Here is a 13,023-nt window from a genome sequence, read left to right as displayed (position 1 = left end):
ATCTAAGTACCCGTCCATCATCACTTGTCCCTATTATACCTGAATCTAATTTTAGAAAACAAGAACCATTATGTATATGACAAACGGCCATCCCCTCCAAAAGAGAATGACCGTTTTCGTCCGTACTCCTTTTACAAACTGTTCATCAGGCTGCTTAAATGGAGTCGCTCTTCTTCATTTAGCGGAATTAATGGGAGTCTGACAGAACCGACGTCAAGACCCTTCAGCTGAAGAGCCGTCTTTAAAGGAGACGGATTCGGAGCGGCGAAAAGACCTTTCATCAGCGGAAGCAGCTTTTGATGGAGCAAGGCTGCCTCTTTCGCATTCCCGTCTATATAATGTTTCATCATCTCCTGCATTTCCGGTCCGATGATGTGTGATGCAACGGAAACAATTCCCCTCGCTCCCACGGACAAAGCCGGCAAAGTCAAGCTGTCGTCGCCTGAATACACGGCAAAATCGTCCGGCGTTTCCGCAACGATTTTCGTGATCGCATCAAGGTCGCCGCTCGCTTCTTTAATCGCAACGATATTCGGAATTTCCGCCAGACGGATCGTTGTTTCGGGCGCCAGTGAAGCCATCGTTCTGCCCGGAACATTATAAAGCATGACCGGAAGCGATGTTTCTTCAGCGATCGCTTTGAAGTGGCGGTACATTCCTTCCTGGGAAGGTTTATTATAGTACGGGACAACGAGCATCACGGCGTCTACTCCGGCTTCCTCCGCTTTTTTTGTCAGTTTGATGGAAGCCTTCGTATTGTTGCTCCCCGTACCGGCGATAATAGGTGCGCGGCCGGCTGCTTCCTTAACCGAATGTTGAAAGAGCGCGACTTTTTCTTCTTCAGACAGTGTCGGCGATTCCCCGGTTGTTCCTGCGACAACAAGGGAATCCGTCCCGTTGTTCAATAAATAATCAATCAGCTTTGACAATTTCTGAAAATCGACGTTTTCATTTTTGTCAAAAGGCGTAACCATTGCGGTTGCAATATTTCCGAAATTCATTTTTTTCACCTCATCATGATTCAATCACATTTATTTTGATAGTTCAAACACTTCGTGCAAAGCGTTTACGGCCGTTGCCATATTTTCCTCGTGAACGAGCACCCAGATCGTCGTATGGCTGTCAGCGGACTGCAGGATCGGAATGCCTTTTTCCGACAAGGCGGTAACGATTTTTGAGGTGACGCCCGGCACTCCCATAATACCGGCACCGACTGCTGAGACCTTCGCACAGTTTTTCGTCACGACAGGTTCATAGCCCAAATCTTTCAGTATCCCGAGCGCCTTGTCTGTCATGCTTCCGGCGACCGTATATACAATTTCACTTGGTGTAATATTAAAGAAGTCAACGCTGATCCCAGCATTGGCCATCGCTTTAAACACTTCGGTCTGTACATTATATTGTCCTTCTTTTGCCGGAACCTTAAACTGGGTCACATCTTTTACATGGGCGATTCCCGTGATGAGCCGCTCAAACACATCGCTTCCGGCCTTAGAGGTATGGTGGCTGGTTACAAGTGTTCCGGGTTCTTTTGAATATGTCGACCGAACACGAATCGGCACCTTTGCCTGCATGGCAATTTCTACCGCTCTCGGATGGATCACCTTCGCACCCTGGTAGGCCAAATTGCAGATTTCCGTATAGGTAATGACAGGCAGCGGCTTTGCTTTTTCAACGATTCGCGGATCTGCGGTCATGACGCCTTCGACATCTGTGAAGATATCGATGAATTCCGCATCCAATGCCGCTCCGAGCGCGGCGGCCGAAGTATCGCTTCCGCCTCTGCCGATCGTTGTGATGTCGCCTTTTGCAGTTGCCCCTTGAAAACCGGCGACGACAACCGCATCATGTTCGGCCAGCATGCTGACAAGACGCTCCGGTTTCATTTCGAGAATTTTGGCGTTCGTATGCTGGTTATCCGTTAAAAACCCGGCCTGTGCACCTGTTAAAGCCGCGGCTTTAATTCCGTTTTCCAAAAGCATGCTCGCAAATACAACAGAAGAGATCGTTTCACCGCATGACAAGAGCATATCCTGCTCCCGCTCGGTAATCGCATCCTGACCGCCGTATAGCAGCTCAAGCAATGAATCGGTTGCATACGGGTCGCCTTTCCGGCCCATCGCCGATACGACAACAACCGCTTTGTATCCTTCATTGACCGCACCTTGGATATGGCTTAAAGCGAGTTTTCTGCCTCGGTCGTCCTTTACAGACGTTCCTCCAAATTTTTGAACGATGATTTTCAATTTATTTCACTCCAAGTTGATTTCGGACGTAACAGAAGAGAGTAGGCTGTTTAAAGCCTTACTCTCTTCTTCCAATGTCCCGTTAGAAATCTTTACATTAAACTAAGTTTAAAGCTTTTAAGCTTTCTGCGATTTGAACAGAATTCCAAGCCGCGCCTTTGAGCAGGTTGTCGGAAACAACCCAGAGATGAAAGCCGTTTGGCCGGTCGAGGTCTTTGCGCACCCGTCCGACAAACACATCTCGTTTTCCCACTGCATCGGCAGGCATTGGATATACCTGTTCTGCCGGGTCGTCTTGAAGGATGACGCCAGGAGCTTCTTTTAACAGGTTTTTGATATCTTCTGCCGTTACATCGTCACGGTCTGTTTCGATATAGACGGATTCCGAATGTCCTGTTGCAATCGGCAGTCTGACACATGTCGCTGAGACTTGAAGTTCAGGCATGTGCATAATCTTTTTCGTTTCATTTATCATTTTCATTTCCTCAAACGTAAACCCGTTCTCCTGGAACTTATCGATTTGAGGAATAGCGTTAAATGCGATTTGATAGTGTTTTTCATCGCTTTTGACCGGCATGATTTCAGGCTCGAACGGCTTTTCGTTTAAAATTGCTTCCGTTTGGCCGTAGAGCTCTTTTATCGCTTCATTTCCGGCACCTGACACAGCCTGGTAGGTTGAGACGATGACTTTATTCAAGCCGAAAGCCTTGCGGATCGGCTCAAGCGCAACGACCATTTGGATCGTCGAACAGTTCGGGTTTGCGATGATGCCGTTATGCTGATGCAAATCTTCCTCATTAACCTCAGGCACGACGAGCGGAGTGTTTTCATCCATTCGAAACGCGCTCGTGTTGTCAATGACGATCGCCCCGCGTTTGACCGCTTCATGGGCAAGCGCCTTTGAAACGCCTCCCCCGGCGCTGAACAGCGCGATGTTTACGCCTTCAAAGCTTTCCGGTTTAGCTTCTTCTACAATATGCTCTTCACCTTTGAATGTCAGCTTCGTACCTGCCGAACGCTTTGAGGATAATAAAGTCAGTTTATCCAGTTCAAAGTTTCTGTCTTCTAGCGTTTTTAGCATTTGCTGTCCTACAGCGCCTGTCGCACCAACTACTGCTACATGTAATCCTCTGCCCAATTGTAAAACTCCTTCCACCTTAATCGTCGTAACGATTGGTTGACTATGCATTTTACATTTTATTTTAACATAGAAGTGAGCCGGGGTGATTGATATTTTTTGTTACATCTTTAAATTATTGCTCATGATTGACAAGAACGGGCTGAATTTGTTTATGGGACAGCGCTTCTTCGACCGCCGGCAGCAAAAGGTCCATTTTGGCGACGAGGGAATTCGGCTTTTTGTAAGGGTCATCCTGCCCGAATGGGATGAAGAAGATGTTTTTTGTCGTCATCAGCCTCATCAGGTTGACGCCGTTGAGGCCGAGGGCATCATTTGTGGAAATGCCAAGGACGACCGGACGCGAGTTTCGAACCGTCGCCTTCGCCGCCATCAGCACCGGAGAGTCCGTCATCGCGTTTGCGAGCTTGCTCATCGAGTTACCCGTTAAAGGCGAGATCACCATGCAGTCAAGCGGTGTTTTGGGGCCGAGGGGCTCAGCTTTCGGAATGGAATCAATACAATCAAAACCTGTCAGTTCTTCGATTTTCCTTACCCACTCCTGCCCTTCTCCAAAGCGTGTGTCCGTCGATCTGACAGTATGCGTCACGATCGGTCTGACTTCCGCCCCTTTGTTGACAAGCTCTTCGATTTGCGGAAATACGGCATCATACGTACAGTGTGAGCCTGTAAGGCCAAATCCGATTCTTTTCCCTTTGATCGACATTATGACAGCCCCTTTCGGTCGGTTGTTGTTTGTGATAAAAGGTTGCACAAAACATTGGCGATGATCTGACCAGCCGTTTTCGGCGCGACAATCCCGGGAAGTCCGGGAGCGAGCAGGGCTTTAATGCCCTGTTTTTCGGCAAAGTCAAAATCTGTGCCTCCGGGACGGGTTGCTAAATCGAGAATTAATGTTCTCGGCGTCATTCGCGCGAGCGCTTTTTGATCAAGGATGAGACTTGGAACGGTGTTGATGCAGATGTCAGTATCCTCCACATGCTCTGCAAGATCTTTTGTATGGAAAGGCTCAAGTCCCATTTCCATAATTCTGGCCAGATGTGCGGAGTCGCGGGCGCCGACTTTAACATTTGCTCCAAGAGCCGAAAAAGCGCGGCTGATGCTCATTCCCGTTCGCCCGAGTCCGAGGACCATGACGTTTGAACCGTGGATCGTATAATCGGTATGCTGTATGGCCATCATGATGGCCCCTTCAACTGTAGGTATCGAGTTGTAAATCGCGATATCGTCTCTTTCAAAAAGCTTGATCAGACGGCGGTTCGCCCCTTTTGCCATTCCGTCTAAATAACGATTTGAAATTCCTGTATAAATGTCGCAGTGAGGCTTTGTTTTTTCCAAATGCTCCTGCTTTAATATCACTTCTTCATTTGAGAAAACGGTCGCAACCGCTCCTGCTGCGGATGTTCCAGATACAGGCAGGATGATGCTGTCTATTGCTCCAAAATCCAGTTCATTTAATTTTAATTTCGTAGCTCCGGTAAACCCGTGGTCAAGCTGATCAAATCCGACCAGAAATACCTTCGCGTCCTGTTCCGTCAGCTTGCGGATGATTTCAAGCTGCCTCGCATCACCGCCGATGATGGCAATCGTCAATCCGGTTAACATGGCTTTAACATTCACCTTCTTTTTGACAAGGATCTAATTCCATAAGCTAATTTCATCATATGATAAAAAGGAAATAGCGGTGAATTGAAATACATCCCGTGAAATAGATGAAAGCCCGGCCTTTCCTGAGGGCGGAACAGCCTTGAAAAGGCAATAAAAAAAACCGGCTGCCGCCGGCTATTCTTCTTTTATTCCGCTGTCTTCAGGAACATCGAGAATAATCATGTCTGTTCCGATTTTTTGAATCTGCGTCCATGGCACCCTGATGTCATTCCCCTGCTTTCTGCCAAGTCCGAACCATTTCACCGAAGGGATGATGAGGGCGGTGATCTGTCCGTCCTGTTCATTGATCTCAAGGTCGGTCTGCCCAAGCACGCCGAGGCGCTCAGCCCGCTTGATATCGACGATCTCTTTTCCCGAAAGCTCGCTCAGCCTCATAAAAAAACCCCCTTTTGTTATGATGTATGTACGAACAGCAAAAAACATGCCTGCCGATCAAGACAAGCATGTTTTTTCTCATTTATTTCGGAAGTTCTCCGGTCGGACTGATCAAGGCTTGAGAATAGTCGTCCGTAAACATCCGGTTGGCGAGATTGTTGACGCGGTCGAGATTGACGGCGTTCAGTTTTTCGATAATCTCATCCAGCGTCCGGTGCTTTCCGAGCAGCAGCTCATTTTTTCCGTTGCGGCTCATTTTGCTGTTCGTGCTTTCAAGACTGAGCATCAGGCTGCCTTTCATTTGCTCTTTGCTGTTTTCCAATTCTTTCGGGGTGATGCCATCCGCTTTTAACACGCGAAGCGTTTCATGGATCGTTTCTGACAGAAGCTGCAGCTGGCTGGCGCCGGTTCCCGCATAAATCGTCATCATTCCGCTGTCTTCATATGAGCTGTGGTAGCTGAATACGGAATAAGCGAGTCCTTTATCTTCGCGAACATCCTGAAAAAGGCGGCTGCTCATGCTTCCTCCCAAAATGTTGTTGAGTACGATCAGGTCGTAAATTTCGGGGTGGCCGACTTCAAGTCCATTGAACCCGAGGCAGAGATGAGCCTGTTCAGTATCTTTTTTGCGCGTCATTTTTTGATGATGAAATTCCGGTTTTGCCATTCCTGTTCTTTTTCCGTTCGCTTCATATGAACCGAAATGCTTTTCCGCTTCTTTGATAAAGCTTTCAGGAACATTTCCGGCAATCGAAATCACGACCCGGTCCGGTGTATAGTATTCGTCCATATAGCGGCGCAGGGCATCTCCGTCAAAGCTCGCCAGCGTTTCCTCTGTTCCGAGAATCGGATAGCCCAGGGAATGGCCGCCGTATGACGCCTTGCTTAAAAGATCGTGGACGATATCATCAGGCGTGTCTTCATACATTTTAATTTCTTCAAAGACGACGTTTTTTTCTTTTTTTAATTCTTCCTCATCAAATGATGAATGGAAGAACATATCCGAGAGCACTTCCAAAGCGAAGCTTGCATGTTCATCAAGAACTTTGGCATAGTAGCACGTATACTCCTTTGAGGTAAACGCATTGACCTGGCCGCCTATTCTGTCAAAAGACTCCGCAATGTCTCTGGCCGTGCGCGTTTTTGTCCCTTTAAAAAACATGTGCTCCAGAAAATGCGAAATGCCGTTGATCTCCGGTGTTTCGTGTCTTGACCCGGTTCCAATCCAAACGCCGATAGCTACCGACCGGACAGTGGGATTGTTTTCAAATACGATTCTTACCCCGTTTTGACAAGTATATCGTTTAATCAAATCTGTTCCTCCTATTCAACGAACGGGCCTTGCATCTATTTGACCAAAAGCCTTTTTTCATTCAGCAGCTGTGAGACAGTTCCGATGTGATAGCCTTTTTCATGAAGGTTTTGAATCAAAGCATCAAGGCTTTTGGCAGTTGGATCTGTCGGATGCATCAATATCATGGCACCGTTGTGTACTTTGCTTAATACCCGTTGCTGCAGAACGGCCGGCTGCGGCTTCTGCCAGTCGATTGTATCGACTGTCCACATCACCGTACCCATTCCCATTTGGTGAGCCTGATCGACGACTTCTTTGCGGAAGCTGCCGCTCGGCGGCGCAAACCACTTCGGTTTGACCCCGAGGGTTTCTTTAATTTGTTCATTTGTCATCCGCAGCTGTTCTGAGATTCGTTCTCTCGTCAGTCTGCTCATATCCGGGTGATTGTATGAATGGTTTCCAATTTCATGGCCGCCCTTTACGATGGATTTTGCCAGGTCCGGATGGTTTTTCACCCATTTGCCCTCCAGAAAGAATGTGGCTTTCACATGATGTTTGTTCAATATGGGAAGCATTTTTTCCAAATGCTCATTCCCCCAGGCGACATTGATAAGAAACGATACCATCGGTTTATCGGGATGTCCGCGGTAAATCGGCTCAGGCTTTAAAGACTCCAGATGGACTTTTGGTCTCACTTGGTCGTAAACAAGAAGCTTTTCATTGAATTCGCCAGCCTCTTTTATTTTTTTGTAAGACTTTTCGATGTTCACCTTTATACCGTTATACCCCGGCATCGCTTTCCAAATCTTATCGATTTTTGCGTTTTGCGGTTTCGCTTCGTACTCAGGCGCTTTTTGCACCAGCTCCTGATACAGTTCGTCCTTTTGAGCGGCGACGGTCACCGCATCCTTTTTCATCGCATCTATGTAATCGAGTGAGTATGGATGATTCATCATCTGATATGAAATAACCAAAAGAAAGAAAAAAACGGACAACCGAACCAATGTTCTTTTCAACCTATCCTTCCTCCCTTCCCCACAAAATATGTGAGATAAGGACAAGATAGAACTGATCGGTTTCAAACGGCTGTATCCGCTTAAAGCAAAGAAGCCGGGTCTCCCAGGCTTCCTTTTTCCTTTTGATGGTTAAGACAGAAGCAAGACAGACACCGTTTTACGATTTTTGTTCTTCTTTTTCCTTCTGTTCACGCAATACTGCTTTTCTTGATAAATTGACGCGTCCTTGCTTATCGATTTCCGTTACTTTGACAAGGATTTCGTCACCGATTTTCACGACATCTTCCACTTTGCCGACGCGTTCAAGCGCAAGCTCTGAAATGTGGACCAAACCGTCTTTTCCGCTGAACAGTTCAACGAAAGCGCCGAATTTTTCAATCCGTTTGACTTTACCTAGGTAAAGCTGTCCGACTTCCACTTCTCTGACAAGGTCTTCAATGATTTTCTTCGCTTTTTGGTTCATGCTTTCGTCAGTGGAAGCAATAAAGATTGTGCCGTCTTGTTCGATATCAATTTTAACGCCTGTGTCTTCAATGATTTTATTAATTTGTTTTCCGCTTGGTCCGATAACGTCGCGGATTTTATCCGGATTAATCGTCATTGTCAAGATCTTCGGCGCATACGGCGACAGCTCTTTTCTTGATTCAGCCAATGTGCTCAGCATGCTGTCAAGGATCTCCATTCTGCCTTTTTTCGCCTGCTGGAGCGCTTCTTCCAAAATCTCTCTTGATAAACCGGCAATTTTAATATCCATTTGCAGCGCGGTTACGCCTTTTGACGTTCCTGCTACTTTAAAGTCCATATCTCCAAGGGCATCTTCCATTCCTTGAATATCTGTCAGAACAGTGTAATGTTCGCCAGATTTGACAAGGCCCATTGCAATTCCGGCGACAGGCGCTTTAATCGGCACCCCGGCATCCATCATGGCAAGTGTGCTGGCACAAATGCTCGCTTGAGAAGTGGAACCGTTTGATTCGAGCACTTCAGAGACAAGGCGGATCGTGTATGGAAAGTCTTTTTCAGACGGAACAATCGGTTCAAGCGCACGCTCTCCAAGTGCACCGTGCCCGATCTCGCGGCGTCCCGGTCCGCGCATTGGTCCTGTTTCCCCGACGCTGAATTGCGGGAAATTATAGTGGTGCATAAAGCGTTTTGATTCTTCCACACCGAGACCGTCCAGAATTTGAACATCGCCGAGCGCACCGAGTGTACAGATGCTGAGCGCCTGCGTCTGGCCTCTTGTAAAGAGCCCTGAACCGTGTGTTCTCGGCAGCAGTCCGACTTCTGAAGAAAGCGGGCGAATCTCATCGACCGCACGTCCGTCAGGGCGAACCTTTTCTTCGGTGATCAGACGGCGCACTTCGTTTTTCACAAGCTGTGATAAAATATCCTTTACTTGTTTAAGCGTTTCTTCATCATGTTCTTCTTCCTCAAATTTCGCTAAAACTTGATTTTTCATTTCGCTGATCGCGTCTTCGCGGGCATGCTTTTCATGGACCTGGATCGCTTTTAACAAATCGCTTTCCGCCATCCCCCGCACTTTTTCTTTCAGATCAGCATCGATCTCATACAGCGCCACTTCTGTTTTTTCTTTTCCGACAGCAGCGACGATCTCTTCCTGGAAGGCGATTAAACGCTTAATCTCTTCATGACCGAACATGATCGCTTCAAGCATGATTTGTTCGGGAACTTCTTCGGCACCCGCTTCCACCATGTTGATGGCGTCTTTCGTCCCTGCTACAACTAAGTGGATATCGCTTTTTTCAAGCTGATCAAGCGTCGGGTTGATGATAAACTCGTTGTCGACCCGGCCGACTGTGACACCGGCAATCGGACCTTCAAACGGAATATCGGACACGCAGAGCGCAAGGGATGAACCGAACATCGCGGCCATTTCTGACGAACAATCCTGATCAACACTCATGACAATGCTGACAACTTGAACTTCATTCCGGAAACCGTCTGCGAACAGCGGGCGGATCGGCCGGTCGATTAAACGGCTGGCGAGAATCGCTTTTTCACTAGGTCTGCCCTCTCTTTTAATAAAGCCGCCTGGAATTTTCCCGACTGCATAAAGCCTTTCTTCGTAGTTCACGGTTAAAGGAAAGAAATCGACGGTTTTAGGTTCTTTTGAAGCTGTCGCCGTGCTGAGTACAGCCGTATCTCCGTAACGCACCATGACAGCCCCGTTTGCTTGTTTTGCAAGCTGGCCGGTTTCAACTGTGAGCTTGCGGCCGGCCCAATCTATGGAAAAGACGTGTTTCTCTTGTCCCATTCTTATATGAACTCCTCTCTTCGGATAGTTTTTCGTTACTCCTATTATGAACGAAATGAATTAAACATATCAATGGCAAAGTGCTATGTAAAGACCTGAAACAGGTGATTTAAGATCATGTATATGAAAAACGTGTTTTGGAGTTGCCGGATATTCGTTCTTATACGATAAAAAAGCGGGAATCCTCCCGCTTTTTACGATTATCGACGTAATCCTAGCTTGTTGATCAACTCACGGTAACGAGTTACGTCTTTGTTACGAAGATACGTAAGAAGATTACGACGTTTACCTACCATTTTAAGAAGACCGCGACGTGAGTGATGGTCTTTCTTGTGAACGCGCAAATGCTCGTTCAAGTTGTTGATTTGATCTGTTAGGATAGCGATCTGAACTTCCGGTGATCCCGTGTCAGATTCGTGTGTTTTGAACTCGCTGATGAGTTGGTTTTTACGCTCTTGAGTAATTGCCATCCTGTTTCACCTCCATATAATATTAGCCCCGTTTACCTAGCAAACGCCGGTGATTCGATTTGCCAAGTGAACGGTTTTTAAAGCTACAGACAATATGATACTAGAAAGACGGTCCATATGCAACTATTTATTATAAACTTTGAGAAGCCCGGCCATTTATCACCCATTGTTGACAGGGATTCACTTTTCAATACGTATTTTGATCATCTTTTGCCGGCTAAAAGCTCTTCAAAAAAACGGATCGCTTCTTCTTTGTCCTTTGTGATCTGTTCAACCAGCTCATCGACACCGGCGAATTTTTTTTCGCTTCTCAGCCGTTTATACCATTCAATTTTCATTTCGCTGCCGTATATTTCCCGATTAAAATCAAATAAGTTCACTTCTATGGAAGGCTGGCCTGGCCGCTTCTCGTAAAAAGTCGGCTTGTATCCGACATTGCAGACTCCGTTGTATAATGCGCCGGCTATTTCCGCTTTAACGGCATAGACACCGGTCGGCGGGACAATGTATGTGTCGGAAAGACCGATATTGGCAGTCGGGAAGCCGATCGTCCTTCCTCTTTTATCACCGTGAATCACGACGCCTTTTACATAGTACGGCCTGCCGAGCAGTTCCGCGGCATATTCGACATCGCCCGCTCCAAGGACACTGCGGATCCTTGTTGAGCTTACCTTTTGATCATGGCTTGAGTATTTGGCGACAGACGTGCTTTTAACACGACCTCTCGCATACTCCTGAAAATTTTCCATCGTGCCTTTTCCAAATTTCCCGAAGGTAAAGTCAAATCCCGCGACAACATGGGATACATGAAGCCCGAGAATATACTGCTCGATAAAGTCCTCAGGCGAAAGGGCGGCAAATTCGGGGCTGAATTCCACGATGTATAGAAAGTCGGCTCCCAAATCTTCAATGATTTTTACTTTTTCGCTCAAAGGTGTGATTAAATCCTTGGGCTCCCGGCCTTTTTTCAGAACGGCTGACGGATGGGGATGAAAGGTCATCACAGACGTTTTGACCCCTTCTCTCTCCGCCGCGGCTTTGGCCGTGAGAATGACTTGCTGATGTCCCAGGTGAACACCGTCAAAATAACCTAATGCCATAACTGATGTTGGAACATCCTCACGCTTCAGATCGTGTGGATGGGAAATATGTATCGTCTTCAAGAACGGTCACCTTTTCTTATTGTTCGCTTTTTTGCACGAGTACTTTTGCCGGCTTCAACAAGCCGGGTTTTGTCGGATGCGGATAATAGATGGCTGTACACCGGCCTTCTTCTGTAAAAACGGCAAGACGGGCGTCTGCATCCATTTCAGAAAAACGCTCAGGTGTTTCAAGCAATGCTCCATTTTCCACTTTCTTAGCTAATGTATCACTAATTATCCATTTCGGCAAATGATCAAGCGCACGCTCAATTGTAACGAGCTGTTCAGACAATGTGCCGTTTTCCATATGTTCATTCAGCTGCTCAAAGCTCAGACATTCATCAAGGGAGAATGATCCAGACGCCGTTCTGATTAAATGGGACATATGGGCGGGGAATCCGAGCTTTTCCCCTATCGCAACCGCCAATGTCCTGACGTATGTGCCCTTTGAACAAGTCACACGAAACCTGAAGCTGACCGTATCATCATCAGAGCGGATGTCAGAAGTCAGCTCGATACGGTGAATGGTGATCGTCCGCTTCGGCCTTTCCACCTCGATTCCCGCCCTTGCGTATTCATACAGCTTTTTGCCGCCTACTTTGACTGCGGAGTACATAGGCGGAACTTGTTCGATCGTTCCTTCAAGGCTTTGAAGAACGCTCCTCACGGCTTCTTCATCAGGCGGGGTGCTGACTGGCCGCTTTTCTACGATTTCCCCCGTCTGATCTTCTGTCGTCGTTGAAAAGCCGAGCGTTATTTCAGCATCATATGTTTTTGATTTTTCGGTCAGATACTCGACGATTTTGGTCGCCCTTCCGACACAAATTGGGAGTACGCCTGACACTTCAGGATCAAGCGTCCCTGTGTGTCCGACTTTTTTTGTTTTGAGCAGCTTGCGGATCTTCATGACACAGTCATGGGATGTCATGCCGACCGGTTTATGTAAAAGCAGGACTCCGTTATACACGCCTTTTCCCCCTTTCTTATGTCAGCTAAAAAGGACAGACGGTAAGTCCGCCTATCCTGGATAGCTTTTATTCTTTATTTGAATTGAGCTCGTGAATCAATGTTTCGATACGGTTTCCGTAATCGATGGATTCATCGAATTCAAACTGGATTTCAGGTGTTTTGCGAAGCCTGATTCGGTTTCCAAGTTCGGAACGAATGAAGCCCTTCGCTTTTGCCAAGCCTTTCAGCGTCTCTTCCCTCTTCTTTTCATCTCCAAGAACGGAAATATACACTTTGGCGATTTGCAGATCACCTGAAACTCTGACATCGGTCACTGTTAAGAATCCGATTCGCGGATCCTTCAGCTTTCTTCCGATAATGTCACCTAGTTCTTTTTTCATCTGCTCACCCACACGGGTAGCTCTCATCGTCATGACTATACCACCTCTAT

At 47.1% G+C, this 13,023-nt stretch carries 13 protein-coding genes; all 13 read right to left on the bottom strand.

Annotation, left to right across the window (positions count from 1 at the left end; genetic code table 11):
- Positions 1 to 131: 131 nt before the first annotated feature.
- The gene (gene dapA, locus M654_RS11365; protein WP_026587021.1) at positions 132 to 1,001 is read right to left on the bottom strand and encodes a 4-hydroxy-tetrahydrodipicolinate synthase; all 870 of its coding nucleotides are present in this window, start codon (positions 999 to 1,001) and stop codon (positions 132 to 134) included.
- 30 nt (positions 1,002 to 1,031) lie between these two features.
- Positions 1,032 to 2,246: an aspartate kinase gene (gene dapG / locus M654_RS11360; protein ID WP_026587020.1), complete on the bottom strand. Its 1,215-nt coding sequence runs from the start codon at positions 2,244 to 2,246 to the stop codon at positions 1,032 to 1,034.
- 97 nt (positions 2,247 to 2,343) lie between these two features.
- A complete protein-coding gene (gene asd / locus M654_RS11355; protein ID WP_026587019.1) occupies positions 2,344 to 3,384 on the bottom strand; it encodes an aspartate-semialdehyde dehydrogenase in 1,041 nt (346 codons plus the stop codon).
- A 115-nt stretch (positions 3,385 to 3,499) separates the two neighbouring features.
- Entirely contained in the window at positions 3,500 to 4,093 is a 594-nt protein-coding gene (gene dpaB, locus M654_RS11350) for a dipicolinate synthase subunit B (protein ID WP_026587018.1), read from the bottom strand.
- Positions 4,090 to 4,989: a dipicolinic acid synthetase subunit A gene (gene dpaA, locus M654_RS11345; RefSeq protein ID WP_026587017.1), complete on the bottom strand. Its 900-nt coding sequence runs from the start codon at positions 4,987 to 4,989 to the stop codon at positions 4,090 to 4,092. Before dpaA ends, dpaB begins: the two co-directional genes overlap by 4 nt.
- A gap of 177 nt (positions 4,990 to 5,166) precedes the next feature.
- A complete protein-coding gene (locus M654_RS11340; RefSeq protein ID WP_026587016.1) occupies positions 5,167 to 5,427 on the bottom strand; it encodes a YlmC/YmxH family sporulation protein in 261 nt (86 codons plus the stop codon).
- Between the two features lie 82 nt (positions 5,428 to 5,509).
- The gene (locus tag M654_RS11335; RefSeq protein ID WP_026587015.1) at positions 5,510 to 6,739 is read right to left on the bottom strand and encodes a M16 family metallopeptidase; all 1,230 of its coding nucleotides are present in this window, start codon (positions 6,737 to 6,739) and stop codon (positions 5,510 to 5,512) included.
- A 35-nt stretch (positions 6,740 to 6,774) separates the two neighbouring features.
- The gene (locus tag M654_RS11330) at positions 6,775 to 7,677 is read right to left on the bottom strand and encodes a polysaccharide deacetylase family protein (RefSeq protein WP_236251261.1); all 903 of its coding nucleotides are present in this window, start codon (positions 7,675 to 7,677) and stop codon (positions 6,775 to 6,777) included.
- A gap of 217 nt (positions 7,678 to 7,894) precedes the next feature.
- Entirely contained in the window at positions 7,895 to 10,012 is a 2,118-nt protein-coding gene (gene pnp, locus M654_RS11325; protein ID WP_026587013.1) for a polyribonucleotide nucleotidyltransferase, read from the bottom strand.
- Positions 10,013 to 10,212: 200 nt separating this feature from the next.
- Positions 10,213 to 10,482 (bottom strand): 30S ribosomal protein S15, encoded by a 270-nt coding sequence (gene rpsO, locus M654_RS11320; protein ID WP_026587012.1) that lies wholly within the window; start codon positions 10,480 to 10,482, stop codon positions 10,213 to 10,215.
- 203 nt (positions 10,483 to 10,685) lie between these two features.
- Positions 10,686 to 11,645 carry a bifunctional riboflavin kinase/FAD synthetase gene (gene ribF, locus M654_RS11315; protein ID WP_026587011.1) on the bottom strand — a complete coding sequence of 320 codons (960 nt, stop codon included), beginning with the start codon at positions 11,643 to 11,645 and terminating at the stop codon, positions 10,686 to 10,688.
- 16 nt (positions 11,646 to 11,661) lie between these two features.
- The gene (gene truB, locus M654_RS11310; protein ID WP_026587010.1) at positions 11,662 to 12,591 is read right to left on the bottom strand and encodes a tRNA pseudouridine(55) synthase TruB; all 930 of its coding nucleotides are present in this window, start codon (positions 12,589 to 12,591) and stop codon (positions 11,662 to 11,664) included.
- Positions 12,592 to 12,658: 67 nt separating this feature from the next.
- Positions 12,659 to 13,006 carry a 30S ribosome-binding factor RbfA gene (gene rbfA / locus M654_RS11305; RefSeq protein ID WP_026587009.1) on the bottom strand — a complete coding sequence of 116 codons (348 nt, stop codon included), beginning with the start codon at positions 13,004 to 13,006 and terminating at the stop codon, positions 12,659 to 12,661.
- Between the last annotated feature and the right edge of the window lie 17 nt (positions 13,007 to 13,023).

This window comes from Bacillus sp. NSP9.1, from assembly GCF_000465465.2.
Taxonomy (GTDB): domain Bacteria; phylum Bacillota; class Bacilli; order Bacillales; family Bacillaceae; genus Bacillus; species Bacillus sonorensis_A.
Note: the sequence above shows the minus strand (reverse complement) of the source record. Positions and strands in the feature narration are given on the sequence as shown.

Excerpts from the sequence above, each read along its gene's own strand:
- dapA (WP_026587021.1), bottom strand. The coding sequence starts at position 1,001 with ATGAATTTCGGAAATATTGCAACCGCAATGGTTACGCCTTTTGACAAA.
- dpaA (WP_026587017.1), bottom strand. The coding sequence starts at position 4,989 with ATGTTAACCGGATTGACGATTGCCATCATCGGCGGTGATGCGAGGCAG.
- M654_RS11340 (WP_026587016.1), bottom strand. The coding sequence starts at position 5,427 with ATGAGGCTGAGCGAGCTTTCGGGAAAAGAGATCGTCGATATCAAGCGG.
- M654_RS11330 (WP_236251261.1), bottom strand. The coding sequence starts at position 7,677 with ATGATGAATCATCCATACTCACTCGATTACATAGATGCGATGAAAAAG.
- pnp (WP_026587013.1), bottom strand. The coding sequence starts at position 10,012 with ATGGGACAAGAGAAACACGTCTTTTCCATAGATTGGGCCGGCCGCAAG.
- rpsO (WP_026587012.1), bottom strand. The coding sequence starts at position 10,482 with ATGGCAATTACTCAAGAGCGTAAAAACCAACTCATCAGCGAGTTCAAA.
- rbfA (WP_026587009.1), bottom strand. The coding sequence starts at position 13,006 with ATGACGATGAGAGCTACCCGTGTGGGTGAGCAGATGAAAAAAGAACTA.